The 25,406-nt window shown below is 68.1% G+C and carries 21 protein-coding genes, 3 tRNA genes and 1 pseudogene; 21 read left to right on the top strand and 4 right to left on the bottom strand.

Annotation, left to right across the window (positions count from 1 at the left end):
* Positions 1-163 (bottom strand): annotated as a pseudogene (locus CCN33_RS32620) (hydrolase); the annotation flags it as partial.
* A 231-nt stretch (positions 164-394) separates the two neighbouring features.
* Between CCN33_RS32620 and CCN33_RS00540 the strand changes: the two are divergent.
* From CCN33_RS00540 to CCN33_RS00565, 6 genes are all read left to right on the top strand, one after another.
* Positions 395-467 (top strand) — tRNA-Thr (locus tag CCN33_RS00540).
* 46 nt (positions 468-513) lie between these two features.
* Positions 514-586: transfer RNA gene (locus CCN33_RS00545), tRNA-Met, on the top strand.
* Between the two features lie 90 nt (positions 587-676).
* Entirely contained in the window at positions 677-841 is a 165-nt protein-coding gene (gene rpmG / locus CCN33_RS00550) for a 50S ribosomal protein L33 (protein WP_003948671.1), read from the top strand.
* A 95-nt stretch (positions 842-936) separates the two neighbouring features.
* The gene (locus CCN33_RS00555; protein WP_086689979.1) at positions 937-1,389 is read left to right on the top strand and encodes a MaoC family dehydratase N-terminal domain-containing protein; all 453 of its coding nucleotides are present in this window, start codon (positions 937-939) and stop codon (positions 1,387-1,389) included.
* A gap of 6 nt (positions 1,390-1,395) precedes the next feature.
* On the top strand, positions 1,396-1,824 hold the full coding sequence (locus CCN33_RS00560) for a MaoC family dehydratase (protein WP_086689981.1): 429 nt from the start codon (positions 1,396-1,398) through the stop codon (positions 1,822-1,824).
* 94 nt (positions 1,825-1,918) lie between these two features.
* Positions 1,919-2,974, top strand: coding sequence for a UDP-N-acetylmuramate dehydrogenase (locus CCN33_RS00565; RefSeq protein WP_107483877.1), 1,056 nt, complete (start codon positions 1,919-1,921; stop codon positions 2,972-2,974).
* A 172-nt stretch (positions 2,975-3,146) separates the two neighbouring features.
* Here the strand turns inward: CCN33_RS00565 and CCN33_RS00570 are convergent, their stop codons facing one another.
* The 3 genes from CCN33_RS00570 to CCN33_RS00580 form a co-directional block, all read right to left on the bottom strand.
* Positions 3,147-3,779 carry an NAD(P)-dependent oxidoreductase gene (locus CCN33_RS00570; protein ID WP_086690012.1) on the bottom strand — a complete coding sequence of 211 codons (633 nt, stop codon included), beginning with the start codon at positions 3,777-3,779 and terminating at the stop codon, positions 3,147-3,149.
* Positions 3,776-4,819 (bottom strand): adenosine deaminase, encoded by a 1,044-nt coding sequence (locus CCN33_RS00575; protein ID WP_086689985.1) that lies wholly within the window; start codon positions 4,817-4,819, stop codon positions 3,776-3,778. The genes CCN33_RS00570 and CCN33_RS00575 overlap by 4 nt, the downstream gene beginning before the upstream one ends.
* A 125-nt stretch (positions 4,820-4,944) precedes the next feature.
* On the bottom strand, positions 4,945-6,171 hold the full coding sequence (locus CCN33_RS00580; RefSeq protein ID WP_086689987.1) for a pyridoxal phosphate-dependent aminotransferase: 1,227 nt from the start codon (positions 6,169-6,171) through the stop codon (positions 4,945-4,947).
* Positions 6,172-6,430: 259 nt separating this feature from the next.
* Between CCN33_RS00580 and CCN33_RS00585 the strand changes: the two genes are divergently transcribed.
* The 15 genes from CCN33_RS00585 (at position 6,431) to tuf (ending at position 25,114) form a co-directional block, all read left to right on the top strand.
* A tRNA-Trp gene (locus CCN33_RS00585) sits at positions 6,431-6,503 on the top strand.
* A 111-nt stretch (positions 6,504-6,614) separates the two neighbouring features.
* A complete protein-coding gene (secE, locus tag CCN33_RS00590) occupies positions 6,615-6,899 on the top strand; it encodes a preprotein translocase subunit SecE (protein WP_030811625.1) in 285 nt (94 codons plus the stop codon).
* 80 nt (positions 6,900-6,979) lie between these two features.
* Complete coding sequence (gene nusG / locus CCN33_RS00595; protein ID WP_086689989.1) at positions 6,980-7,855, top strand: transcription termination/antitermination protein NusG; 876 nt, start codon at positions 6,980-6,982, stop codon at positions 7,853-7,855.
* A gap of 167 nt (positions 7,856-8,022) precedes the next feature.
* Entirely contained in the window at positions 8,023-8,457 is a 435-nt protein-coding gene (gene rplK / locus CCN33_RS00600) for a 50S ribosomal protein L11 (protein WP_030811629.1), read from the top strand.
* Positions 8,458-8,565: 108 nt separating this feature from the next.
* Positions 8,566-9,291, top strand: coding sequence for a 50S ribosomal protein L1 (gene rplA, locus CCN33_RS00605; RefSeq protein ID WP_030811632.1), 726 nt, complete (start codon positions 8,566-8,568; stop codon positions 9,289-9,291).
* A 159-nt stretch (positions 9,292-9,450) separates the two neighbouring features.
* Positions 9,451-10,314, top strand: a complete 864-nt coding sequence (locus tag CCN33_RS00610) for an SCO4651 family lipoprotein (protein WP_086689991.1) — start codon at positions 9,451-9,453, stop codon at positions 10,312-10,314.
* A gap of 284 nt (positions 10,315-10,598) precedes the next feature.
* The gene (gene rplJ, locus CCN33_RS00615) at positions 10,599-11,129 is read left to right on the top strand and encodes a 50S ribosomal protein L10 (RefSeq protein ID WP_086689993.1); all 531 of its coding nucleotides are present in this window, start codon (positions 10,599-10,601) and stop codon (positions 11,127-11,129) included.
* A gap of 116 nt (positions 11,130-11,245) precedes the next feature.
* Positions 11,246-11,629: a 50S ribosomal protein L7/L12 gene (gene rplL / locus CCN33_RS00620; RefSeq protein ID WP_086689995.1), complete on the top strand. Its 384-nt coding sequence runs from the start codon at positions 11,246-11,248 to the stop codon at positions 11,627-11,629.
* 566 nt (positions 11,630-12,195) lie between these two features.
* On the top strand, positions 12,196-15,681 hold the full coding sequence (rpoB, locus tag CCN33_RS00630; RefSeq protein WP_086689997.1) for a DNA-directed RNA polymerase subunit beta: 3,486 nt from the start codon (positions 12,196-12,198) through the stop codon (positions 15,679-15,681).
* A gap of 97 nt (positions 15,682-15,778) precedes the next feature.
* Positions 15,779-19,678 (top strand): DNA-directed RNA polymerase subunit beta', encoded by a 3,900-nt coding sequence (locus CCN33_RS00635; protein WP_086689999.1) that lies wholly within the window; start codon positions 15,779-15,781, stop codon positions 19,676-19,678.
* A gap of 291 nt (positions 19,679-19,969) precedes the next feature.
* Positions 19,970-20,431, top strand: coding sequence for a DUF1707 and DUF4190 domain-containing protein (locus CCN33_RS00640; protein ID WP_086690001.1), 462 nt, complete (start codon positions 19,970-19,972; stop codon positions 20,429-20,431).
* A gap of 336 nt (positions 20,432-20,767) precedes the next feature.
* Entirely contained in the window at positions 20,768-21,139 is a 372-nt protein-coding gene (gene rpsL / locus CCN33_RS00645; protein ID WP_003948652.1) for a 30S ribosomal protein S12, read from the top strand.
* Between the two features lie 2 nt (positions 21,140-21,141).
* Positions 21,142-21,612: a 30S ribosomal protein S7 gene (rpsG, locus tag CCN33_RS00650; protein WP_003992340.1), complete on the top strand. Its 471-nt coding sequence runs from the start codon at positions 21,142-21,144 to the stop codon at positions 21,610-21,612.
* Between the two features lie 39 nt (positions 21,613-21,651).
* The gene (gene fusA, locus CCN33_RS00655) at positions 21,652-23,778 is read left to right on the top strand and encodes an elongation factor G (RefSeq protein ID WP_030811652.1); all 2,127 of its coding nucleotides are present in this window, start codon (positions 21,652-21,654) and stop codon (positions 23,776-23,778) included.
* Positions 23,779-23,920: 142 nt separating this feature from the next.
* On the top strand, positions 23,921-25,114 hold the full coding sequence (tuf, locus tag CCN33_RS00660; protein ID WP_030811655.1) for an elongation factor Tu: 1,194 nt from the start codon (positions 23,921-23,923) through the stop codon (positions 25,112-25,114).
* The last annotated feature ends 292 nt before the right edge of the window (positions 25,115-25,406 follow it).

The raw sequence follows: 25,406 nt of genomic DNA on the forward strand, positions 1-25,406 counted from the left end.
CGCGGGCCGGCCCGCGGGCCAGGGTGCCCGCCGTGCCGACCGCCTCGATGCGGTCGCCACCCAGCCTCACGTCCACCGTCCGCCCGTCGGTGAGCCGCGCTCCGCAGAGCACGAGGGCGCCCTGGTCGGGGGCGGGGGGAGGCTGTCGCTGACTGTCGGGCATCGGGCGCTCGGACTCCAGAGGCGGGGGGACACGGAGCAAGATCACGCAGCGTGTCCGAGCGTAGGGTCGGCGGCCGTGCGGACGGCGCAGGAGGGCAATAGTCGTACCGGCGTGGCACGGGGCTTCCGGAGGTGCCGGAGCGGCCCCGGAGGCCTGGGAGACGGCCCGCGATGGGCGGCCGGATACGGATTTGGGCGATCGGCGGCGGACCGTGTAATGTCTTCCTCGCTCGCCCCAATAGCTCAGTCGGCAGAGCGTCTCCATGGTAAGGAGAAGGTCAACGGTTCGATTCCGTTTTGGGGCTCTGGTGTGAGAGGTACCCGTCGCGAGGCGGGTTCCGATCTCATCAAAGCGGTGTAGCTCAGTCGGTAGAGCAAGCGGCTCATAATCGCTGTGTCACCGGTTCAAGTCCGGTCACCGCTACTGACAGTAGCCGATTGCGGGGTCGGTCCTTCGATCGGCTACTCTTACATGCGTTGAACTAGCCCATCCGTTCGTCCTAGGAGCACTCACGTGGCTGCCACCGACGTCCGCCCGAAGATCACGCTGGCCTGCGTGGAGTGCAAGGAGCGGAACTACATCACCAAGAAGAACCGGCGTAACAACCCGGACCGTCTTGAGATGAAGAAGCACTGCCCGCGTTGCAATGCGCACACCGCGCACCGCGAAACGCGATAAATCAGGCTCGTACTTGAGGCCGCCCCCAGCAGTATGGGGGGCGGCCTCAAGTCGTTTTTCCCAAGCACTCCGCTAGACCAGGAGGTACCGGGCCCATGGCGCTCGACCAGTCCTTCGTGGGGCGTACCTACCCGCCCACCGAGCCCTACGAGGTGGGCCGGGAGAAGATCCGCGAGTTCGCCGAGGCAGTCGGCGAAACCAACCCGGCGTACCGCGACCCGGAGGCCGCGAAGGCCTACGGGCACGCCGACGTGATCGCCCCGCCGACCTTCGTGTTCTCCATCACCTTCCGCGCCGCCGGACAGGTCGTCGAGGACCCCCAGCTCGGCCTGGACTACAGCCGTGTGGTGCACGGCGACCAGAAGTTCGCCTACACCCGCCCGGTGCGCGCCGGTGACCGGCTCACCGTCACCTCCACCATCGAGGCCATCAAGTCCATGGCGGGCAACGACATCCTGGACATCCGGGGTGAGGTGCACGACGCGTCCGGCGAGCACGTGGTGACCGCCTGGACCAAGCTGGTGGCCCGCGCGGCCGAGGAGGTCTGAGCAGCGATGACCGCGAAGATCGCGTACGACGACGTCGAGGTCGGCACCGAACTCCCGGCGCAGACCTTCCCCGTGACCCGCGCCACCCTCGTGCGCTACGCGGGCGCCTCCGGGGACTTCAACCCCATCCACTGGAACGAGCGGTTCGCCAAGGAGGTGGGCCTGCCGGACGTCATCGCGCACGGCATGTTCACCATGGCCGAGGCCGTCCGCGTCGTCACCGACTGGACCGGGGACCCCGCCGCCGTCGTGGAGTACGGCGTCCGCTTCACCAAGCCGGTCGTCGTGCCCGACGACGACAAGGGCGCGCTGATCGAGGTCGCGGCCAAGGTCGCAGCCAAGCTGGACGACAACACCGTCCGCGTCGACCTCACCGCGACCTGCGCGGGCCAGAAGGTGCTCGGCATGTCCCGGGCGGTCGTCCGGCTGGCCTGACCGACAGCGGCAGCAGTACAGCGGCAGAAGTGAGGGGCGTCCGGCAATGGCGGGCGCCCCTTACCGTTCCCCCCGGCCCCGTAGTCTTGCCTCCGTGCACGTACTCCACGACGCCCCCCTGGCCCCGCTGACCACCTTCCAGCTGGGCGGTCCCGCGACCCGGCTGGTCACCGCCACCACCGACGCCGAGGTGATCGACGCCGTCCGCGAGGCCGACGACAGCGGCACCCCGCTGCTGATCATCGGTGGCGGCTCCAACCTGGTCATCGGCGACAAGGGCTTCGACGGCACAGCCCTGCGCATCGCCACCCGTGGCGTCGAACTGCGCGGCACCACCCTGGAGCTGGCCGCCGGCGAGGTCTGGACCGACGCCGTCGCCCGCACCGTCGAGGCCGGGCTCGCCGGGATCGAGTGCCTGGCCGGCATCCCCGGCTCGGCGGGCGCCACCCCGATCCAGAACGTCGGCGCGTACGGCCAGGAGGTCTCCTCCACCATCACCGAGGTGACCGCCTACGACCGCCGAGCGGGGGAGACCGTCACGCTCACCGGCGAGGAGTGCGCCTTCTCCTACCGCCACAGCCGCTTCAAGGCCGACCCCGAGCGCTACGTCGTGCTCCGCGTCCGCTTCGAACTCCAGGACGCGGGCGGCCTGTCGGCGCCGGTCCGGTACGCGGAGACCGCGCGCGTGCTCGGCGTCGAGCCCGGCGACCGGGTGCCGCTGGCCGACGCCCGCGAGACCGTGCTGAGGCTGCGCGCGGGCAAGGGCATGGTCCTCGACCCCGAGGACCACGACACCTGGTCGGCCGGCTCCTTCTTCACCAACCCGATCCTGGACGAGGAGCGGTTCGCCGCCTTCCGGGAGCGGGTGCGCGAGCACCTCGGCGCGGACGCCGTACCGCCCGCCTACCCGGCAGGGGAGGGGCTCACGAAGACCTCCGCGGCCTGGCTGATCGACAAGGCCGGCTTCACCAAGGGGTACGGCACCGGACCCGCGCGCATCTCCACCAAGCACACCCTGGCCCTCACCAACCGGGGTGAGGCCACCACCGAGGACCTGCTCGCGCTGGCCCGCGAGGTCGTCGCCGGGGTCCAGGACGTCTTCGGCGTGACCCTGGTCAACGAGCCGGTGACCGTGGGCGTCAGCCTCTAGGGCCTCTCGTTTGGATCTTGCCGGGCTCGCGGGTTCTGGCACCACGCCTCGCGGCGTTGTCGTCGGTTGCCATGGCTCCGCCATGTCGCCCTCCTCCGCCTTGCGATGCACGGCACCAGACCCCGCTCCCTGATCCGGCCTGATCCAAACGAAAGACCCTAGTACGCCCCGGCTAGTACGCCACCCCGACGCCCCGCCGGACCGTCGCCGGGTCGCCGAGCGCCGCCAGCATCGCGTGCGCCACGTCGGCGCGGCCGATGGTCCGGCCGCCGCGCGGGAAGCCGCCGACCACCTTGCGGTAGCGACCGGTCAGGGGCCGGTCGAGCAGGCGCGGCGGGCGCACCGAGGTCCACTCGGCGGTGCTGCGGGCCAGCTCGGCCTCCGCCTCGCGCAGATCGGCGTAGACGTCCTTGAGGACCGCCGACACCACGGACCGCAGCGCGCGGTCCAGGGGTCCGTCGTCCTTAGGGGCCGGGCCCACCGGGGCGGCGCTGACGATCACCAGCCGGCGCACGTCCTCCGCCGCCATGGCGGCCAGCACCGCGCGGGTCAGCCGGGCCGTCACCCCCGCGGCCCTGCGGGACCGCGCCCCCAGCCCCGACAGGACCGCGTCCCGGCCCGCGACGGCGCCGCGCAGCGCCTCCGGGTCGGACAGGTCGGCCCGGACCACGTGCAGCCGCTCCCCGGTGACGGTGAGCCGGGCGGGGTCCCGGACGACGGCCGTCACCTCGTGCCCCGCCTCCAGGGCCTGCCGGACGATCTCGCCGCCCACACCGCCGGTGGCGCCGAACACGGTCAGCCTCATGCGCTCACCGGCTCGGACAGCCACGTGTCCACGCCCGCCAGCAGACGCTCCTTCGTCTCCGTGGGCGCCGCCGAGCCGCGCACCGACTGCCGGGCCAGCTCGGCGAGTTCGGCGTCGGTGAAGGCGTGGTGACGGCGGGCGATCTCGTACTGCGCCGCCAGCCGGGAACCGAACAGGAGGGGGTCGTCGGCGCCGAGGGCCAGCGGGACGCCGCTCTCGAACAGAGTGCGCAGGGGGACGTCCTCGGGCTTCTCGTAGACACCGAGGGCCACGTTGGAGGCCGGGCAGACCTCGCAGGTGATGCCCCGGTCCGCGAGCCGCTTCAGCAGGCGCGGGTCCTCCGCGGCGCGCACCCCGTGCCCGATCCGGGTGGCGTGCAGGTCGTCCAGGCAGTCGCGCACCGACGCCGGGCCGGTCAGCTCACCGCCGTGCGGCGTCGACAGCAGGCCGCCCTCGCGGGCGATGTGGAAGGCCCGGTCGAAGTCGCGGGCCATGCCGCGCCGCTCGTCGTTGGAAAGGCCGAAGCCGACGACGCCCCGGTCCGCGTACCGCACCGCGAGACGGGCCAGGGTGCGGGCGTCCAGCGGGTGCTTCATCCGGTTCGCGGCCACCAGCACCCGCATCCCGAGCCCGGTGTCGCGGGAGGCGGTGTCCACCGCGTCCAGGATGATCTCCAGCGCCGGGATCAGCCCGCCCAGCCGGGGGGCGTACGAGGTCGGGTCCACCTGGATCTCCAGCCAGCCCGAACCGTCCCGGACGTCCTCCTCGGCGGCCTCGCGGACCAGTCGTTGGATGTCCTCGGGCTCACGCACGCACGAGCGCGCCGCGTCGTACAGCCGCTGGAAGCGGAACCAGCCGCGCTCGTCGGTGGCCCGCAGTTTCGGCGGCTCGCCGCTGGTGAGGGCCTCGATCAGGGTCTCGGGCAGCCGGACGCCGTATTTGTCGGCCAGCTCCAGGACGGTGCCGGGGCGCATCGAGCCGGTGAAGTGCAGATGCAGATGGGCCTTGGGAAGCTCCGAGAGATCACGTACACGCTCCATCCAGAGATCCTGCCGCACCGGGAGGCCACACCGGTAGCCGGTTCCCCTTTAGTGGTCTTGCTCGCACACAGAAGCGGGGCGCGGCCTGCTCAGTCGAACAGGCCGCGCCCCGCTGGAGAAGGACCTCAGTCCCGCGCCTCCGCCAGCAGCTTCTGCATCCGGCTGACGCCCTCGATCAGGTCCTCGTCACCCAGCGCGTACGACAGCCGCAGGTAGCCCGGCGTGCCGAACGCCTCACCGGGGACGACCGCGACCTCGGCCTCCTCCAGGATCAGCGCGGCCAGCTCGACCGTGGTCGCGGGGCGCTTGCCCCGGATCTCCTTGCCCAGGAGGTCCTTCACCGACGGGTAGACGTAGAAGGCACCCTCGGGCTCCGGGCACAGCACGCCGTCGATCTCGTTCAGCATCCGCACGATGGTCCGGCGGCGCCGGTCGAACGCCTCGCGCATCTCCGCCACGGCCTTCAGGTCGCCGGAGACGGCGGCCAGCGCGGCGGCCTGCGCCACGTTGGAGACGTTGGAGGTGGCGTGCGACTGGAGGTTGGTCGCGGCCTTGACCACGTCCTTGGGACCGATGACCCAGCCCACCCGCCAGCCGGTCATGGCGTACGTCTTGGCGACACCGTTGACCACGATGCACTTGTCCCGCAGCTCGGGCAGGATCGCGGGCAGCGAGGTGAACGTGGCGTCGCCGTAGACCAGGTGCTCGTAGATCTCGTCGGTCAGCACCCACAGGCCGTGCTCGACGGCCCAGCGGCCGATGGCCTCCGCCTCGGCCTCGCTGTAGACCGCGCCGGTCGGGTTGGACGGCGAGACGAAGAGGACGACCTTCGTCTTCTCCGTGCGGGCGGCCTCCAGCTGCTCGACGGTGACGCGGTAGCCGGTCGTCTCGTCCGCCACGACCTCCACCGGGACCCCGCCCGCGAGCCGGATCGACTCCGGGTAGGTGGTCCAGTACGGGGCCGGGACGATGACCTCGTCGCCCGGGTCGAGGATCGCGGCGAACGCCTCGTAGATGGCCTGCTTGCCGCCGTTGGTCACCAGGATCTGCGAGGCGTCGACCTCGTAGCCCGAGTCCCGCAGGGTCTTCGCGGCGATGGCCGCCTTCAGCTCGGGCAGGCCGCCGGCCGGGGTGTAGCGGTGGAACTTCGGGTTCCGGCAGGCCTCTACGGCCGCCTCGACGATGTAGTCCGGGGTCGGGAAGTCGGGTTCACCGGCGCCGAAGCCGATCACCGGACGCCCGGCGGCCTTGAGGGCCTTGGCCTTGGCGTCCACGGCGAGGGTGGCGGACTCGGAGATCGCGCCGACTCGGGCGGAGACCCGGCGCTCGGTGGGAGGGGTTGCAGCGCTCATGGGCCCATCGTTCCAGACCGGAAACACAGCGGGCACACGGGTTTCACAGACTGAACAGCCCCGGGCGGCCGGCGGAACAAGGGTCCGAATCCGGGCCGCGGCCTGGACGATCTTCCACTCCGGGCGCCCGGCCGGGCACTTTCTGTTCGACGCCGGGCCGTGGAGCACGTACACTCATCCCTCGTTGGCCTCCAGCAGCCACCGCGTGTCCGCTCCACACTGGGCGGTCGGGCGGATGCGGTAGGTTGGGGGACACCAAAGGGTCGTAGCTCAATTGGTAGAGCACCGGTCTCCAAAACCGGCGGTTGGGGGTTCAAGTCCCTCCGGCCCTGCTACACACACCGCCAGGATGTGTGCGCATGTACGTACAGCAATGCACCGCCGTGCGGCTCTGAATTCACCGGGCGCGGCACGGCCACGATTCCGGGATCAGGTGAGGACGCATGACGGACGCCGTGGGCTCCATCGACACGCCTGATGCCCAGGACGAGCTGTCGGATGCCAAGAAGCCCCGCAAGGGCGGCAAGCGTGCCAAGAAGGGCCCGCTGAAGCGTCTTGCCACCTTCTACCGCCAGATCATCGCGGAACTCCGCAAGGTCGTCTGGCCGACCCGCAATCAGCTGACGTCGTACACGACCGTCGTGATCGTCTTCGTCGTCATCATGATTGGCTTGGTCACCGTGATTGACTATGGCCTCAACCACGCGGCCAAGTACGTCTTCGGCTGAGCCAAGAGCGAAGGGCGCCGTGGTACCGGCGCCTTTTTTCGCATGTTCCACCCCTATGTATCCAGGAAGAAGCAGCCATCGTGTCTGACCCGAACCTGAACGACGCCACCGAGCCTCGCCGAGAAACCGCCGAGGCGGTGGACGCCGAGCTCGACATCGTCGAGGGCGCGGACGAGCAGGACGAGTTCGAGGCTGCCGAGGCCGCTGCGGGCGAGCCCGCCGAAGCGGTCACCGAGGTCGAAGAGGACGTCGTCGAGACCGACGAGGCGGACGAGGCCGGCGATGTCGCCGAGACCGAGGACGCCGTCGAGGTCGTCGAGGAGGAGCCGGCCGAGCCGGTCGACCCCGTCGCCGCGCTCCGCGAGGAGCTGCGCACGCTGCCCGGCGAGTGGTACGTCATCCACACCTACGCCGGTTACGAGAACCGCGTGAAGACGAACCTGGAGCAGCGCGCCGTCTCGCTGAACGTCGAGGACTACATCTTCCAGGCCGAGGTGCCGCAGGAAGAGGTCGTCCAGATCAAGAACGGCGACCGCAAGACGATCAAGCAGAACAAGCTGCCGGGTTACGTCCTGGTCCGCATGGACCTGACGAACGAGTCCTGGGGCGTCGTCCGCAACACCCCCGGCGTCACCGGCTTCGTCGGCAACGCCTACGACCCCTACCCGCTGACCCTGGACGAGATCGTCAAGATGCTCGCCCCGGAGGCCGAGGAGAAGGCCGCCCGCGAGGCCGCCGAGGCCGAGGGCAAGCCCGCCCCGCAGCGCAAGGTCGAGGTCCAGGTGCTGGACTTCGAGGTCGGCGACTCGGTCACCGTCACCGACGGCCCCTTCGCCACCCTTCAGGCCACGATCAACGAGATCAACGCCGACTCGAAGAAGGTCAAGGGCCTCGTCGAGATCTTCGGCCGCGAGACCCCGGTCGAGCTGAGCTTCGACCAGATCCAGAAGAACTAGTTTTTCTGGTCACACGCTTCCGTGCAGGTCAGACGGGCTCTCGTAGCCGGTCTGACCTGCACGGTTTTTAGCCGCACATCTATACCCGCTATCGTTGTGCGGTATGCCTGCGTCCGGGTTGGTCCCCTTACGCGGGCAGGACCCGAATCGAAAGGACCCGGAGAGCTATGCCTCCCAAGAAGAAGAAGGTCACGGGGCTCATCAAGCTCCAGATCAACGCCGGTGCGGCGAACCCGGCCCCGCCGGTCGGCCCCGCGCTCGGTCAGCACGGCGTCAACATCATGGAGTTCTGCAAGGCCTACAACGCCGCGACCGAGTCGCAGCGTGGCTGGGTCATCCCGGTGGAGATCACGGTCTACGAGGACCGTTCCTTCACCTTCGTGACCAAGACCCCGCCGGCCGCGAAGATGATCCTCAAGGCCGCTGGTGTCGAGAAGGGCTCCGGCGAGCCGCACAAGACCAAGGTCGCGAAGATCACCGACGCGCAGGTCCGCGAGATCGCCACCACGAAGATGCCCGACCTCAACGCCAATGACCTGGACGCCGCGGCGAAGATCATCGCCGGTACCGCGCGCTCCATGGGCATCACGGTCGAGGGCTGAGCCCCACCTTCGTAGTTCCCCGCGGCTGCCGAACGGGCGGTCGCACGTGGTAGGGCCTGCTCGGCCCGTACACCACGACTCCTTTTTCAGAACACACAGGAGCAAGTTGTGAGCAAGCGCAGCAAGGCTCTCCGCGCTGCGGACGCCAAGGTCGACCGGGAGAAGCTGTACGCCCCGCTCGAGGCCGTCCGTCTCGCCAAGGAGACCTCCACGACCAAGTTCGACGGCACCGTCGAGGTCGCCTTCCGCCTGGGTGTCGACCCGCGCAAGGCCGACCAGATGGTCCGTGGCACCGTGAACCTCCCGCACGGCACTGGTAAGACCGCTCGGGTCCTGGTCTTCGCGACCGGTGACCGTGCCGAGGCCGCGCGTGCCGCCGGCGCCGACATCGTCGGTGCCGACGAGCTGATCGACGAGGTGGCGAAGGGCCGTCTGGACTTCGACGCCGTCGTCGCCACCCCGGACCTCATGGGCAAGGTCGGCCGCCTCGGCCGCGTCCTCGGCCCGCGTGGTCTGATGCCGAACCCGAAGACCGGCACCGTGACCCCGGACGTGGCCAAGGCCGTGACCGAGATCAAGGGCGGCAAGATCGAGTTCCGCGTCGACAAGCACTCGAACCTGCACTTCATCATCGGCAAGACGTCGTTCGACGACGACAAGCTGGTGGAGAACTACGGCGCGGCGCTGGAGGAGATCCTCCGCCTGAAGCCGTCCGCCGCCAAGGGTCGCTACATCAAGAAGGCCGCCATCAGCACCACGATGGGCCCCGGCATCCTGGTGGACCAGAACCGCACCCGCAACCTCCTCGTCGAGGAGGACCCGGCCGCCGTCTGAGCCTTCGCTCACCGGTAGCCGCGTCTGCGACGCGTGACGCAGGTCGAGGACCCCGCACCCCCTCCGGGTGCGGGGTCCTCCCCTTTTCCGCCTCCCCTCCCGGCCGGGAGCACCGCTGGGTTACGGTGCGGACAGGCGCGTAGAGGGGTGGGGGACCGGATGAGGAGCACGAACGTCCGCCGGGCGGGGTTCGCGGCGATGGCGCTGGCCCTGTCGACCCCGGCCGCGTGCGGCGAGGCCCACGACGCCGGCCAGGCCCGCTCGCTGGCCGCCCTGCGCTCCGCGGAGCACTCCACCGACCGCGCCGAGTCGGTCCGGGTGCGCTCCACGCTCAGCTACGGCAAGGCCGTCTCCCTGTCCTCGGACGGCGCCCTGCGCTGGCACGACGGGGTCACCGGCCACCTCACCATCCGCTACACCGGCGGCACCCTGGCGGCCGCGATGCGCAAGGCAGGCACCCCGTCCCTCCGGGCCCGCTACCTCCCGGACGCCTACTACGCGCGCATGAGCGACGCCTTCGCCAAGCGGGCCGGCGGCAGGCACTGGATCAAGTACGGGTACGCCGACCTGGCGCGCGGAGGCGACGGCTTCGGGATGTATCTGAAGGACCAGATGCGCAACACCACCCCCAACCAGTCGGTGAAGATGCTGCTGGCCTCCGGGGACGTGCGCCGGGTGGGCACCGAGCGGGTCCGGGGCGCCCGGGCCACGCACTACCGGGGCCGGGTCCGGGTGGCCGACCTGGCGGGCCGGGACAGCGGGCTCAGCGCGCGCGAGCTGGCCGGGCTGAAGCGGCAGCTCGACCAGGCCGGGGTGCGCACGGAGTCCGTCGACCTGTGGATCGACCACCGGAACCTGCTGGTGAAGAAGGTGGAGCGGGCCGACACCGCCCAGGGCAGCCTGGTCAGCACCGCCTACTACCGTGACTACGGGGTCCGTATCGCCGCCGAGGCGCCCCCGGCCTCCGACACCCGTGACTTCACGGAGCTGGCTGGCTCCAAGGGAGCCGCGGATAGCCGCTGAGCACCGGATTTGCCCGTCGGTGCCCGAGTCACGTACTCTCCTCGAGAAGCCAAAGACCGCTGGTCGTTGCCGCACGCTCACCTGAGGGTGTGGTGGCCGAAGGACCTACTGCAAAGTGGGCGACCCGCGCAGGTGTCAGTGGAAGAACTCCCGGAGCAGACGCGCTCACGCGTAGGCGCCCGGTCGAGTCCGCCCCGAGCGCCTGCGCCGGGGCGTTTCGTTTTTCCCAGTCTCCTCCTTCGGGTCCGCGCGGTCAGAATCACCCGGAAGGAGGCCGAGGCTCTATGGCGAGGCCCGACAAGGCTGCCGCAGTGTCCGAGTTGACGGAAGCGTTCCGCAACTCCACCGCTGCCGTGCTTACCGAGTACCGCGGTCTCACCGTGGCGCAGGTCAAGACCCTGCGCCGGTCGCTCGGTGAGAACGCCAAGTACGCCGTGGTGAAGAACACGCTGACCAAGATTGCGGCCAACGAGGCCGGGATCACCACGCTGGACGACCTGTTCAACGGTCCGACGGCTGTCGCCTTCGTCACCGGTGACCCGGTGGAGTCGGCGAAGGGTCTCCGTGACTTCGCCAAGGACAACCCGAATCTCGTCATCAAGGGCGGTGTCCTTGACGGCAAGGCGCTGTCCGCCGACGAGATCAAGAAGCTTGCGGACCTCGAGTCCCGCGAGGTTCTGCTCAGCAAGCTGGCCGGTGCCTTCAAGGGCAAGCAGTCCCAGGCTGCTCAGCTCTTCCAGGCGCTGCCCTCGAAGCTCGTCCGCACCGTGGACGCGCTCCGTGCCAAGCAGGCCGAGCAGGGCGGTGCCGAGTAATTCGGCTCGCTTTCTGACCCTTGCCGCATGAGGCGGCCGGGGTCGCAGCGGGCCGACGTACGCCCGCCACATCCAGTACATACGGCACCCGCCGATCGAGTGGAAGGACCGCCATCATGGCGAAGCTCACCCAGGACGAGCTGCTTGCCCAGTTCGAGGAGATGACCCTCATCGAGCTCTCCGAGTTCGTGAAGGCCTTCGAGGAGAAGTTCGACGTCACCGCCGCCGCCGCGGTCGCCGTTGCCGGCCCGGCCGCCCCCGGCGCCCCGGCCGAGGCTGCCGAGGAGCAGGACGAGTTCGACGTCGTCCTCACCGGCGCCGGCGACAAGAAGATCCAGGTCATCAAGGTCGTGCGCGAGCTGACCTCCCTGGGTCTGAAGGAGGCCAAGGACCTCGTCGACGGCGCCCCGAAGCCGGTCCTCGAGAAGGTCTCCAAGGAGGCCGCGGAGAAGGCTGCCGAGTCCCTCAAGGGCGCCGGCGCCTCCGTCGAGGTCAAGTAACACCTCACGGGGTTCAGCGAACCTCACCCGCGTGAGCGCGGCCTGAAGAGGCTGTAACGCGAACGCACCGAAGAGCGATCATCCATCCGGGTGGTCGCTCTTCGGCGTATCCGCGGGGGGACCACGGTTGCCTTGCACTCGTCGTGGCGGGGGGTATGGTGATCTTCGTTGTGTCTCCGGAAGGCCCCGTTCCGGCTGGGGGGCCTTGACGAACCGCACGCAGCGCGCAATTCTCAGGACGCGTCGTCACAACGATCCGAATCCGAGGCATGGATCGACGGCGAAGAGGGCAGGATCATCCTGCGTCGAGGGCAACGGGCCGAGGGCGTCGAAGACGAGGGCGTTGAGAAAAACGAGGGTCTCCGAAACCGGGACTGGACATCAGTGTGCCAAGTGGCTACACTGACCCTTTGCGCTGCCTGTTAGCTGTCCCCTGCCCGTCACCAGGGGTCTGCCCTCACTCGAGCACCGACGCCGAACTTCCCTGACCTGGGGTTTCCCGTCGTGAGCCTGAGAGAGGGACCGGTACGCGCGTAGTGAGTCCGAGCCCTCGGAAGGACCCCCTCTTGGCCGCCTCGCGCACTGCCTCGACCGCGAATACGAACAACGGCGCCAGCACTGCCCCGCTGCGCATCTCCTTTGCAAAGATCAAGGAGCCCCTCGAGGTTCCGAACCTTCTTGCGCTCCAGACCGAGAGCTTCGACTGGCTGCTCGGCAACGACGCCTGGAAGGCTCGCGTCGAGAAGGCTCTCGAGAACGGTCAGGACGTTCCCACCAAGTCCGGTCTGGAGGAGATCTTCGAGGAGATCTCCCCGATCGAGGACTTCTCCGGGTCGATGTCGCTGACGTTCCGCGACCACCGCTTCGAGCCGCCGAAGAACTCCATCGACGAGTGCAAGGACCGCGACTTCACGTACGCCGCGCCGCTCTTCGTCACCGCCGAGTTCACCAACAACGAGACCGGCGAGATCAAGTCCCAGACCGTCTTCATGGGCGACTTCCCGCTCATGACGAACAAGGGCACCTTCGTCATCAACGGCACCGAGCGTGTCGTGGTGTCGCAGCTCGTCCGCTCGCCGGGTGTCTACTTCGACTCCTCCATCGACAAGACGTCCGACAAGGACATCTTCTCCGCCAAGATCATCCCGTCCCGGGGTGCCTGGCTGGAGATGGAGATCGACAAGCGCGACATGGTCGGTGTCCGCATCGACCGCAAGCGCAAGCAGTCGGTCACCGTTCTGCTCAAGGCGCTCGGCTGGACGACCGAGCAGATCCTCGAGGAGTTCGGCGAGTACGAGTCCATGCGCGCCACCCTGGAGAAGGACCACACCCAGGGCCAGGACGACGCGCTGCTCGACATCTACCGCAAGCTGCGTCCGGGCGAGCCCCCCACGCGTGAGGCCGCGCAGACGCTGCTCGAGAACCTCTACTTCAACCCCAAGCGCTACGACCTCGCCAAGGTCGGCCGCTACAAGGTGAACAAGAAGCTCGGCGCCGACGCCCCGCTCAGCGCGGGTGTGCTCACCACCGAGGACGTCATCTCGACGATCAAGTACCTGGTCAAGCTGCACGCCGGTGAGACCGAGACGGTCGGCGACAGCGGTCAGTCGATCGTCGTCGAGACCGACGACATCGACCACTTCGGCAACCGTCGCCTGCGCAGCGTCGGTGAGCTGATCCAGAACCAGGTCCGTACGGGTCTCGCCCGTATGGAGCGGGTCGTGCGCGAGCGCATGACCACCCAGGACGTCGAGGCGATCACGCCGCAGACCCTGATCAACATCCGGCCGGTCGTCGCCTCCATCAAGGAGTTCTTCGGCACCAGCCAGCTGTCGCAGTTCATGGACCAGAACAACCCGCTGTCGGGTCTCACCCACAAGCGCCGTCTGTCGGCGCTCGGTCCGGGTGGTCTCTCCCGTGAGCGGGCCGGCTTCGAGGTCCGTGACGTGCACCCCTCGCACTACGGCCGCATGTGCCCGATCGAGACGCCCGAAGGCCCGAACATCGGTCTGATCGGCTCGCTCGCCTCCTACGGCCGGGTCAACGCGTTCGGTTTCGTCGAGACCCCGTACCGCAAGGTCGTCGACGGCCAGGTCACCGACGAGGTGGACTACCTGACCGCCGACGAGGAGGACCGCTTCGTCATCGCGCAGGCCAACGCCACGCTCAGTGACGACATGCGGTTCGAGGAGGCCCGCGTCCTGGTCCGCCGTCGTGGCGGAGAGGTCGACTACGTCCCCGGTGACGAGGTCGACTACATGGACGTGTCGCCGCGCCAGATGGTGTCCGTCGCCACCGCGATGATCCCGTTCCTCGAGCACGACGACGCCAACCGTGCCCTCATGGGCGCGAACATGATGCGCCAGGCCGTGCCGCTCATCAAGAGCGAGGCCCCGCTCGTCGGCACCGGCATGGAGTACCGCTCCGCCGTCGACGCCGGCGACGTGGTCAAGGCCGAGAAGGCGGGTGTGGTCCAGGAGGTCTCCGCGGACTACGTCACCACCGCCAACGACGACGGCACGTACATCACGTACCGCCTGCACAAGTTCTCGCGCTCCAACCAGGGCACGTCGGTCAACCAGAAGGTCATCGTCAACGAGGGCGACCGGATCATCGAGGGCCAGGTCCTCGCCGACGGTCCGGCCACCGAGAACGGTGAGATGGCCCTCGGCAAGAACCTGCTCGTGGCGTTCATGCCGTGGGAGGGTCACAACTACGAGGACGCGATCATCCTGTCGCAGCGCCTCGTGCAGGACGACGTCCTCTCCTCGATCCACATCGAGGAGCACGAGGTCGACGCCCGTGACACCAAGCTCGGCCCCGAGGAGATCACCCGGGACATCCCGAACGTCTCCGAGGAGGTCCTGGCCGACCTCGACGAGCGCGGCATCATCCGCATCGGCGCCGAGGTCACCGCGGGCGACATCCTCGTCGGCAAGGTCACGCCCAAGGGTGAGACCGAGCTGACGCCGGAGGAGCGTCTGCTCCGCGCGATCTTCGGTGAGAAGGCCCGTGAGGTCCGCGACACCTCCCTGAAGGTGCCGCACGGCGAGACCGGCAAGATCATCGGTGTCCGCGTCTTCGACCGCGAAGAGGGCGACGAGCTGCCGCCGGGCGTGAACCAGCTGGTCCGCGTCTACGTCGCGCAGAAGCGCAAGATCACCGACGGTGACAAGCTCGCCGGCCGCCACGGCAACAAGGGTGTCATCTCCAAGATCCTGCCGATCGAGGACATGCCGTTCCTGGAGGACGGCACCCCGGTCGACATCATCCTCAACCCGCTGGGTGTCCCGTCCCGAATGAACCCGGGACAGGTCCTGGAGATCCACCTCGGCTGGCTCGCCAGCCGCGGCTGGGACGTCTCCGGGCTCGGCGAGGACTGGGCGCAGCGCCTGCAGGTCATCGGCGCCGACCAGGTCGACCCCGGCACCAACGTCGCCACCCCGGTGTTCGACGGCGCGCGCGAGGACGAGCTGGCGGGTCTGCTGCAGCACACCATCCCGAACCGCGACGGCGAGCGGATGGTGCAGCCGACCGGCAAGGCGAGGCTGTTCGACGGCCGCTCCGGTGAGCCGTTCCCGGACCCGATCTCCATCGGGTACATGTACATCCTCAAGCTGCACCACCTGGTCGACGACAAGCTGCACGCCCGCTCGACCGGTCCGTACTCGATGATCACCCAGCAGCCGCTGGGTGGTAAGGCCCAGTTCGGTGGCCAGCGCTTCGGTGAGATGGAGGTGTGGGCGCTGGAGGCTTACGGCGCCGCCTACGCCCTCCAGGAGCTGCTGACCATCAAGTCCGACGACGTGACCGGCCGCGTGAAGGTCTACGAGGCCATCGTCAAGGGCGAGAACATCCCCGAGCCCGGCATCCCCGAGTCCTTCAAGGTGCTCATCAAGGAGATGCAGTCGCTCTGCCTCAACGTGGAGGTGCTGTCCAGCGACGGCATGTCCATCGAGATGCGTGACACCGACGAGGACGTCTTCCGCGCTGCGGAGGAGCTCGGCATCGACCTGTCCCGGCGCGAGCCGAGCAGCGTCGAAGAGGTCTGACGGGAGTCCGGCGGGGTCCTCTCTCCGAGGACCCCGCCGACCCCCAGGCCCCCGTTTCAGACCACAGACTTACGACACTGAGAGGGATTGACGCATAGTGCTCGACGTCAACTTCTTCGACGAGCTCCGGATCGGCCTGGCCACCGCGGACGACATCCGCCAGTGGAGCCACGGCGAGGTCAAGAAGCCCGAGACCATCAACTACCGCACCCTCAAGCCCGAGAAGGACGGACTCTTCTGCGAGAAGATCTTCGGTCCTACCCGGGACTGGGAGTGCTACTGCGGCAAGTACAAGCGTGTCCGCTTCAAGGGCATCATCTGTGAGCGCTGTGGCGTCGAGGTCACGCGCGCCAAGGTGCGCCGTGAGCGGATGGGCCACATCGAGCTCGCCGCTCCCGTCACCCACATCTGGTACTTCAAGGGCGTTCCGTCGCGGCTGGGCTACCTGCTCGACCTCGCCCCGAAGGACCTCGAGAAGGTCATCTACTTCGCCGCGTACATGATCACGTACGTCGACGAGGAGCGCCGTCAGCGCGACCTGCCGTCGCTGGAGGCCCACGTCTCCGTCGAGCGTCAGCAGATCGAGAACCGCCGCGACTCCGACCTGGAGGCCCGCGCCAAGAAGCTCGAGACCGACCTGGCCGAGCTGGAGGCCGAGGGCGCCAAGGCGGACGTGCGCCGCAAGGTGCGCGAGGGCGCCGAGCGCGAGATGAAGCAGCTCCGTGACCGCGCGCAGCGCGAGATCGACCGCCTCGACGAGGTGTGGAACCGCTTCAAGAACCTCAAGGTCCAGGACCTCGAGGGCGACGAGCTGCTCTACCGCGAGCTGCGTGACCGCTTCGGCACGTACTTCGACGGTTCGATGGGTGCCGCGGCGCTGCAGAAGCGCCTGGAGTCCTTCGACCTGGAGGAGGAGGCCGAGCGCCTCCGCGAGATCATCCGTACCGGCAAGGGCCAGAAGAAGACCCGTGCGCTCAAGCGCCTCAAGGTCGTCTCCGCGTTCCTGCAGACCTCCAACAGCCCCAAGGGCATGGTCCTGGACTGCGTCCCGGTCATCCCGCCGGACCTGCGTCCGATGGTGCAGCTGGACGGTGGCCGCTTCGCGACCTCCGACCTGAACGACCTGTACCGCCGTGTCATCAACCGCAACAACCGCCTGAAGCGGCTTCTCGACCTCGGTGCGCCCGAGATCATCGTGAACAACGAGAAGCGCATGCTCCAGGAGGCCGTGGACGCCCTCTTCGACAACGGTCGTCGTGGTCGCCCGGTCACCGGTCCCGGCAACCGCCCGCTGAAGTCCCTGAGCGACATGCTCAAGGGCAAGCAGGGTCGTTTCCGTCAGAACCTGCTCGGCAAGCGAGTCGACTACTCGGCGCGTTCCGTCATCGTCGTCGGCCCGCAGCTCAAGCTGCACCAGTGCGGTCTGCCCAAGGCGATGGCGCTGGAGCTCTTCAAGCCGTTCGTGATGAAGCGCCTGGTCGACCTGAACCACGCGCAGAACATCAAGAGCGCCAAGCGCATGGTGGAGCGCGGCCGCACGGTCGTGTACGACGTCCTCGAAGAGGTCATCGCCGAGCACCCGGTTCTGCTGAACCGTGCTCCCACCCTGCACCGCCTCGGCATCCAGGCCTTCGAGCCGCAGCTGGTCGAGGGCAAGGCCATCCAGATCCACCCGCTCGTCTGCACCGCGTTCAACGCGGACTTCGACGGTGACCAGATGGCCGTGCACCTGCCGCTCTCCGCGGAGGCGCAGGCCGAGGCCCGCATCCTGATGCTGTCCTCGAACAACATCCTCAAGCCCGCCGACGGCCGTCCGGTGACGATGCCGACCCAGGACATGGTCCTCGGTCTGTTCTTCCTCACCACCGACGGCGAACTCCGTGACACCAAGGGCGAGGGCCGCGCGTTCGGCTCCACGGCCGAGGCGACCATGGCGTTCGACGCCGGCGAGCTGGCCCTGCAGTCGCCGATCGACATCCGCTTCCCGGTGGGCACCATCCCGCCGCGTGGCTGGACGCCGCCGGCGCGCGAGGAGGGCGAGCCCGAGTGGCAGCAGGGGGACTCGTTCCGCCTGCGCACCACGCTGGGCCGCGCGCTCTTCAACGAGCTGCTGCCCGAGGACTACCCGTTCGTCGACTACTCGGTGGGCAAGAAGCAGCTCTCCGAGATCGTCAACGACCTGGCCGAGCGCTACCCCAAGGTCATCGTGGCGGCGACGCTCGACAACCTGAAGGCGGCGGGCTTCTACTGGGCGACCCGTTCCGGTGTCACCGTGGCCATCTCCGACGTCGTCGTTCCCGAGGCGAAAAAGGAGATCGTCAAGGGCTACGAGGCGCAGGACGAGAAGGTCCAGAAGCAGTACGAGCGCGGTCTGATCACCAAGGAAGAGCGCACGCAGGAGCTCATCGCGATCTGGACCAAGGCGACCAACGAGGTCGCCGAGGCGATGAACGCGAACTTCCCCAAGACGAACCCCATCTTCATGATGGTTGACTCGGGTGCCCGAGGAAACATGATGCAGATGCGGCAGATCGCCGGTATGCGTGGTCTGGTGTCGAACGCCAAGAACGAGACCATCCCGCGTCCGATCAAGGCGTCCTTCCGTGAGGGCCTGTCCGTGCTGGAGTACTTCATCTCCACGCACGGTGCCCGTAAGGGCCTGGCGGACACCGCCCTGCGTACCGCCGACTCGGGTTACCTCACCCGTCGTCTGGTGGACGTCTCGCAGGACGTCATCATCCGCGAGGAGGACTGCGGCACCGAGCGCGGCCTCAAGCTGTCGATCGCCGAGCGCGGCGCCGACGGTGTGCTGCGCAAGGCGGACAACGTCGAGACGTCCGTGTACGCGCGCTGCCTCGCCGAGGACATCGTCGTCGACGGCAAGGTGCTGGCCCCGGCCGGCACCGACCTGGGCGACGTGCTCATCGACGAGCTGGTCAAGCACGGCGTCGAGGAGGTCAAGACCCGCTCGGTCCTGACCTGCGAGTCCGCCGTCGGCACCTGCGCGATGTGCTACGGCCGTTCGCTGGCCACCGGCAAGCTGGTCGACATCGGTGAGGCGGTCGGCATCATCGCCGCCCAGTCCATCGGTGAGCCCGGTACCCAGCTGACGATGCGTACCTTCCACACCGGTGGTGTGGCCGGTGACGACATCACCCAGGGTCTGCCCCGTGTGGTCGAGCTCTTCGAGGCCCGTACCCCGAAGGGTGTCGCCCCGATCTCCGAGGCCTCCGGCCGCGTGCGGATCGAGGAGACCGAGAAGACCAAGAAGATCGTGGTCACCCCGGACGACGGCAGCGACGAGACGGCGTTCCCGATCTCCAAGCGTGCCAAGGTCCTGGTCCGCGAGGGCGAGCACGTCGAGGTGGGCCAGCAGCTCACCGTGGGTGCCACCAACCCGCACGACGTGCTGCGCATCCTGGGTCAGCGTGCCGTCCAGGTCCACCTGGTCGGCGAGGTCCAGAAGGTCTACAACTCGCAGGGTGTGTCGATCCACGACAAGCACATCGAGATCATCATCCGGCAGATGCTCCGCCGTGTGACGATCATCGAGTCCGGCGACGCCGAGCTGCTGCCCGGCGAGCTGGTCGAGCGCTCGAAGTTCGAGACCGAGAACCGTCGTGTGGTCCAGGAGAACGGACACCCGGCCTCCGGCCGCCCGCAGCTCATGGGTATCACCAAGGCGTCGCTGGCGACCGAGTCGTGGCTGTCCGCGGCCTCCTTCCAGGAGACGACCAGGGTCCTGACGGACGCGGCGATCAACGCCAAGTCCGACTCCCTGATCGGCCTCAAGGAGAACGTCATCATCGGTAAGCTCATCCCGGCCGGTACGGGTCTGTCCCGCTACCGCAACATCCGGGTCGAGCCGACCGAGGAGGCCAAGGCCGCGATGTACTCGGCCGTCGGCTACGACGACATCGACTACTCGCCGTTCGGCGCGGGCTCCGGCCAGGCCGTTCCGCTGGAGGACTACGACTACGGTCCGTACAACCAGTAGGCGAGCAGCCGCAAGGCGCTTGAACTGAAGGGCGGCATCCCCACCGGGGATGCCGCCCTTCGGCGTTTTCCCCCCGTCCGGCGGACATTTGGGCGCATGATGGAAGACCCCGGTCGGGGGTTGGGGAGGTGCTCCGTGTCGCATCCGTCGTCGCAACCGTCGTGGCAGCCGCCGCGCCCGCGGAACTGGCCCGCGGCGCCCCACCCAGGTGCCTGGCCCGGTCAGTTCCAGCCGCAGCCGCCCGCGTACTGGCCGGCGCCGCCCCAAGGGCCGGTCGGGGGAGCGGCGTTCATGCTGGCCTCGCACGCGGACCGGGAGCGGGCGGTGGACGTGCTGCGCGCCGGGTTCGCCGAAGGGCGGCTGGAGAAGGACGAGTTCGACCGCCGGGTCGGCCGGGTCCACGCGGCCCGTACGGTGGGGGAGCTGGCCCTGGTGGTGGCCGACCTGCCGCAGGGCCCGGTGCCGCATCCGGGGCCCGTGGCGGCCGTACCGCAGGTGTTCCTGGCCACACCGCGGCCGGCGCAGAACGGCAGGGCGGTCGGGTCCGCGGTGTGCGGGCTGCTGTGCCTGCTGACCGCGGGGCTCACCGGCATCCCGGCCGTGGTGCTCGGGCACACCGCCCGCGCGGAGATCCGGCGCACCGGTGAGGACGGTGACGGACTGGCTCTGACCGGCCTCGTTCTGGGGTGGCTGTCCGTCGGCGGCTGGGCGCTGTTCTGGCTGCTGCTGATCGCGGTGGACGTGCTGGCCTGACGGCGGGGCGATGACAGAGGTGTGGCGCGGTGTGTGCGCTACGTGAAATCGAAGATCGTTGACGGCGTTGGGACTTGACATGCCCTGTCCGCCACGGGGGGCCGCCTCGCATTTGTTTTGACCGAAGTCCGTGCGATAGGTACGCTCAGACCTTGTGCCTGGGGTGTGCCCTGGCTCCCGTGTGTGCCACTCACCGCACGGCGAGCCGTAAGCAGCCACCGAAATCCGCGCTCTTCCCTTTGCGGCGGGAGTCCGCGGGTTCGACACACCCGACCGCGTGGGTCGGAGTCGTTCCAGGTTAGCTTCACCATTCGGCACACAGAAACCGGAGAAGTAGTGCCTACGATCCAGCAGCTGGTCCGTAAGGGCCGGCAGGACAAGGTCGAGAAGAACAAGACGCCCGCACTCGAGGGTTCGCCCCAGCGTCGTGGCGTCTGCACGCGTGTGTTCACGACCACCCCGAAGAAGCCGAACTCGGCCCTGCGTAAGGTCGCGCGTGTGCGTCTGACCAGCGGCATCGAGGTCACGGCCTACATTCCGGGTGAGGGACACAACCTGCAGGAGCACTCCATCGTGCTCGTGCGCGGCGGCCGTGTGAAGGACCTGCCGGGTGTTCGCTACAAGATCATCCGCGGCTCGCTCGACACCCAGGGTGTCAAGAACCGCAAGCAGGCCCGCAGCCGCTACGGCGCCAAGAAGGAGAAGTAAGAATGCCTCGTAAGGGCCCCGCCCCGAAGCGCCCGGTCATCATCGACCCGGTCTACGGTTCTCCTCTGGTGACCTCCCTCATCAACAAGGTGCTGCTGAACGGCAAGCGTTCCACCGCCGAGCGCATCGTCTACGGCGCCATGGAGGGTCTGCGTGAGAAGACGGGCAACGACCCGATCATCACGCTGAAGCGCGCGCTGGAGAACATCAAGCCGACCCTCGAGGTCAAGTCCCGCCGCGTCGGCGGTGCGACGTACCAGGTGCCGATCGAGGTCAAGCCCGGTCGCGCCAACACGCTCGCGCTGCGCTGGCTCGTCGGTTACTCCCGCGCCCGTCGCGAGAAGACGATGACCGAGCGTCTGCTCAACGAGCTTCTCGACGCTTCGAACGGCCTCGGTGCGGCCGTCAAGAAGCGCGAGGACACGCACAAGATGGCCGAGTCCAACAAGGCCTTCGCGCACTACCGCTGGTAGTCGCTACCCACATCGAGACCGAGAGAAGACTGAAGCCTTATGGCTACCACTTCACTTGACCTGGCCAAGGTCCGCAACATCGGGATCATGGCCCACATCGACGCGGGCAAGACGACCACCACCGAGCGGATCCTGTTCTACACCGGTGTGTCGTACAAGATCGGTGAGGTCCACGACGGCGCCGCCACGATGGACTGGATGGAGCAGGAGCAGGAGCGTGGCATCACGATCACGTCCGCTGCGACCACCTGCCACTGGCCTCTCGAGGGCAGTGACTACACCATCAACATCATCGACACCCCGGGTCACGTCGACTTCACCGTCGAGGTGGAGCGTTCGCTCCGCGTGCTCGACGGCGCCGTGACGGTGTTCGACGGTGTCGCCGGTGTGGAGCCGCAGTCCGAGACGGTGTGGCGTCAGGCCGACCGTTACGGCGTGCCGCGTATCTGCTTCGTCAACAAGCTGGACCGTACCGGCGCCGAGTTCCACCGCTGTGTGGACATGATCTCGGACCGCCTGGGCGCCCAGCCGCTCGTCATGCAGCTCCCGATCGGTGCCGAGGCGGACTTCAAGGGCGTCATCGACCTGGTCCGCATGAAGGCGCTCGTGTGGTCCGCCGAGGCGGCCAAGGGCGAGATGTACGACACCGTCGACATCCCGGCCACGCACACCGAGGCCGCCGAGGAATGGCGCGCCAAGCTGGTCGAGGCCGTCGCGGAGAACGACGAAGAGATCATGGAGCTGTACCTGGAGGGCGAGGAGCCCACCGAGGAGCAGCTGTACGCCGCGATCCGTCGTATCACCATCGCGTCCGGCAAGTCCGAGGGCACCACGGTCACCCCGGTGTTCTGCGGTACCGCGTTCAAGAACAAGGGCGTCCAGCCCCTGCTCGACGCGGTCGTGCGCTACCTGCCGACCCCGCTCGACGTCGAGGCCATCGAGGGCCACGACGTCAAGGACCCCGAGGTCGTCGTCAAGCGCAAGCCGTCCGAGGACGAGCCGCTGTCCGCGCTCGCGTTCAAGATCATGAGCGACCCGCACCTGGGCAAGCTCACCTTCGTCCGGGTCTACTCGGGCCGCCTGGAGTCCGGCACCTCGGTGCTGAACTCCGTCAAGGGCAAGAAGGAGCGCATCGGCAAGATCTACCGCATGCACGCGAACAAGCGTGAGGAGATCGAGTCGGTGGGCGCCGGCGACATCGTCGCCGTCATGGGCCTGAAGCAGACCACCACCGGTGAGACGCTGTCCGACGACAAGAACCCGGTGATCCTGGAGTCCATGGACTTCCCGGCGCCGGTGATCCAGGTCGCCATCGAGCCCAAGTCCAAGGGTGACCAGGAGAAGCTGGGTGTCGCCATCCAGCGTCTCGCGGAGGAGGACCCCTCCTTCCAGGTCCACTCGGACGAGGAGACCGGCCAGACCATCATCGGCGGTATGGGCGAGCTGCACCTCGAGGTGCTGGTCGACCGCATGCGCCGTGAGTTCAAGGTCGAGGCCAACGTCGGCAAGCCGCAGGTCGCGTACCGCGAGACGATCCGCAAGGGCGTCGAGCGTCACGACTACACCCACAAGAAGCAGACCGGTGGTACCGGTCAGTTCGCGAAGGTGCAGATCGCGATCGAGCCCATCGAGGGCGGCGACGCGTCGTACGAGTTCGTGAACAAGGTCACCGGTGGCCGCATCCCGAAGGAGTACATCCCTTCGGTGGACGCCGGTGCGCAGGAGGCCATGCAGTTCGGCATCCTGGCCGGCTACGAGATGACGGGCGTCCGCGTCATTCTTCTCGACGGTGGCTACCACGAGGTCGACTCCTCCGAGCTCGCCTTCAAGATCGCCGGTTCGCAGGCCTTCAAGGAGGCCGCGCGCAAGGCTTCGCCCGTGCTCCTCGAGCCGATGATGGCCGTCGAGGTCACCACGCCCGAGGACTACATGGGTGAGGTCATCGGCGACATCAACTCCCGCCGTGGCCAGATCCAGGCCATGGAGGAGCGGGCCGGTGCCCGCGTCGTGAAGGGCCTCGTGCCCCTCTCGGAGATGTTCGGCTACGTCGGAGACCTCCGCAGCAAGACCTCGGGTCGCGCAAGCTACTCGATGCAGTTCGACTCCTACGCCGAGGTTCCCCGGAACGTCGCCGAGGAGATCATCGCGAAGGCCAAGGGCGAGTAACGCACCCCGTTTACACGCTTTAGGCTTGACACCGACCGCCGGGGTCGGACCACTCGGAAAGATCCCGGCGGGCGGCATCCCAGCAAAGATCACCTGGCGCCGATGAGTAAGGCGTACCAGAACCACTCCACAGGAGGACCCAGTGGCGAAGGCGAAGTTCGAGCGGACTAAGCCGCACGTCAACATCGGCACCATCGGTCACATCGACCACGGTAAGACGACCCTCACGGCCGCCATTACCAAGGTGCTGCACGACGCGTACCCGGACCTGAACGAGGCCTCGGCCTTCGACCAGATCGACAAGGCTCCTGAGGAGCGCCAGCGCGGTATCACCATCTCGATCGCGCACGTCGAGTACCAGACCGAGACGCGTCACTACGCCCACGTCGACTGCCCCGGTCACGCGGACTACATCAAGAACATGATCACCGGTGCCGCGCAGATGGACGGCGCGATCCTCGTGGTCGCCGCCACCGACGGCCCGATGCCGCAGACCAAGGAGCACGTGCTCCTGGCCCGCCAGGTCGGCGTTCCGTACATCGTCGTCGCCCTCAACAAGGCCGACATGGTGGACGACGAGGAGATCCTGGAGCTCGTCGAGCTCGAGGTCCGTGAGCTCCTCTCCGAGTACGAGTTCCCGGGCGACGACCTGCCGGTCGTCAAGGTCTCGGCGCTCAAGGCGCTCGAGGGCGACAAGGAGTGGGGCAACACCGTCCTCGAGCTCATGAAGGCCGTGGACGAGAACATCCCGCAGCCCGAGCGTGACGTCGACAAGCCGTTCCTGATGCCGATCGAGGACGTCTTCACGATCACCGGTCGTGGCACCGTCGTCACCGGTCGTATCGAGCGTGGTGTCCTCAAGGTCAACGAGACCGTCGACATCGTGGGCATCAAGCCGGAGAAGACCACCACCACGGTCACCGGCATCGAGATGTTCCGCAAGCTGCTCGACGAGGGCCAGGCCGGTGAGAACGTCGGTCTGCTGCTCCGCGGCATCAAGCGCGAGGACGTCGAGCGCGGCCAGGTCATCATCAAGCCCGGTTCGGTCACCCCGCACACCGAGTTCGAGGCCCAGGCCTACATCCTGTCCAAGGACGAGGGTGGCCGCCACACGCCGTTCTTCAACAACTACCGCCCGCAGTTCTACTTCCGCACCACGGACGTGACCGGCGTCGTGACCCTCCCCGAGGGCACCGAGATGGTCATGCCGGGCGACAACACTGAGATGACCGTTTCGCTCATCCAGCCCGTCGCCATGGAAGAGGGCCTGAAGTTCGCCATCCGCGAGGGTGGCCGCACGGTGGGCGCCGGCCAGGTCACCAAGATCGTCAAGTAAGTACTCCTTGCTTGAGGGTCGTTGACTGACCCGGAGAGGCCCGCACGACTTCGGTCGCGCGGGCCTCTCTGCTGTTCCGTCAGCGGGGCGTACAGCCACGCCCAGGCGCCCTGCGGGGCGTTGCGATGGGGGAGTGGGCCGGGACCCCGGGGGGGCGACTTCAACTGCCCGTGAGCGGACGGCCGTGGACGACGCCGGTCCACCCGGCCGCTGTTTCCGTCGGTTCGTCCTGCTTTGCGGCCGGTTCGCCTTCGTCCGGCGGGAGTTGAGGGGGAGACCGAGGGCGCGGGGA

The organism is Streptomyces recifensis, from assembly GCF_002154615.1.
Lineage (GTDB): Bacteria > Actinomycetota > Actinomycetes > Streptomycetales > Streptomycetaceae > Streptomyces > Streptomyces griseoluteus.

Excerpts from the sequence above, each read along its gene's own strand:
- CCN33_RS00555 (WP_086689979.1), top strand. The coding sequence starts at position 937 with ATGGCGCTCGACCAGTCCTTCGTGGGGCGTACCTACCCGCCCACCGAG.
- CCN33_RS00560 (WP_086689981.1), top strand. The coding sequence starts at position 1,396 with ATGACCGCGAAGATCGCGTACGACGACGTCGAGGTCGGCACCGAACTC.
- CCN33_RS00570 (WP_086690012.1), bottom strand. The coding sequence starts at position 3,779 with ATGAGGCTGACCGTGTTCGGCGCCACCGGCGGTGTGGGCGGCGAGATC.
- CCN33_RS00575 (WP_086689985.1), bottom strand. The coding sequence starts at position 4,819 with ATGGAGCGTGTACGTGATCTCTCGGAGCTTCCCAAGGCCCATCTGCAT.
- CCN33_RS00580 (WP_086689987.1), bottom strand. The coding sequence starts at position 6,171 with ATGAGCGCTGCAACCCCTCCCACCGAGCGCCGGGTCTCCGCCCGAGTC.
- secE (WP_030811625.1), top strand. The coding sequence starts at position 6,615 with ATGACGGACGCCGTGGGCTCCATCGACACGCCTGATGCCCAGGACGAG.
- rplK (WP_030811629.1), top strand. The coding sequence starts at position 8,023 with ATGCCTCCCAAGAAGAAGAAGGTCACGGGGCTCATCAAGCTCCAGATC.
- CCN33_RS00610 (WP_086689991.1), top strand. The coding sequence starts at position 9,451 with ATGAGGAGCACGAACGTCCGCCGGGCGGGGTTCGCGGCGATGGCGCTG.
- rplJ (WP_086689993.1), top strand. The coding sequence starts at position 10,599 with ATGGCGAGGCCCGACAAGGCTGCCGCAGTGTCCGAGTTGACGGAAGCG.
- rplL (WP_086689995.1), top strand. The coding sequence starts at position 11,246 with ATGGCGAAGCTCACCCAGGACGAGCTGCTTGCCCAGTTCGAGGAGATG.
- CCN33_RS00640 (WP_086690001.1), top strand. The coding sequence starts at position 19,970 with ATGCTGGCCTCGCACGCGGACCGGGAGCGGGCGGTGGACGTGCTGCGC.
- rpsG (WP_003992340.1), top strand. The coding sequence starts at position 21,142 with ATGCCTCGTAAGGGCCCCGCCCCGAAGCGCCCGGTCATCATCGACCCG.
- fusA (WP_030811652.1), top strand. The coding sequence starts at position 21,652 with ATGGCTACCACTTCACTTGACCTGGCCAAGGTCCGCAACATCGGGATC.